Here is a 446-nt window from a genome sequence, read left to right on the forward strand (position 1 = left end):
AACTCAAGCCCGCCTATGAGTGCGCCGACATGGAGGACATGCAGGAGGAGTTCTTCAAGGTGAAGAAGCTGCCGGCCATCAAAATGGCCGTTACGGGCTCGGGTCGGGTGGCCCAGGGTGCCATGGAAGTGCTCGATTTGATGGGCATCCGGCGGGTGAGCGTGTACGACTACCTGTACCTTGATTTCAACGTGCCAGTGTACACCCAGCTGCGCAGCTCCGATTACAACCGCCGCCGCGACGGCCGGGTCTGGGATACGACCGATTTCCACCGCAACCCCCAGGAGTACGAAAGCACATTCCAGAACCTTTCTGCCCGCTTACCAACCTGCTCATTGCCTGCGCCTAACTCAAGCCCGCCTATGAGTGCGCCGACATGGAGGACATGCAGGAGGAGTTCTTCAAGGTGAAGAAGCTGCCGGCCATCAAAATGGCCGTTACGGGCT

Annotated in this window: 1 pseudogene; it reads left to right on the top strand. The window is 59.0% G+C overall.

Annotated features, from left to right (window positions below):
- Nucleotides 1–410: pseudogene (locus tag BEN48_RS17205) on the top strand (hypothetical protein); the annotation flags it as partial.
- Nucleotides 411–446 lie beyond the last annotated feature (36 nt).

This window comes from Hymenobacter glacialis, from assembly GCF_001816165.1.
GTDB classification, from domain to species: Bacteria; Bacteroidota; Bacteroidia; order Cytophagales; family Hymenobacteraceae; genus Hymenobacter; species Hymenobacter glacialis.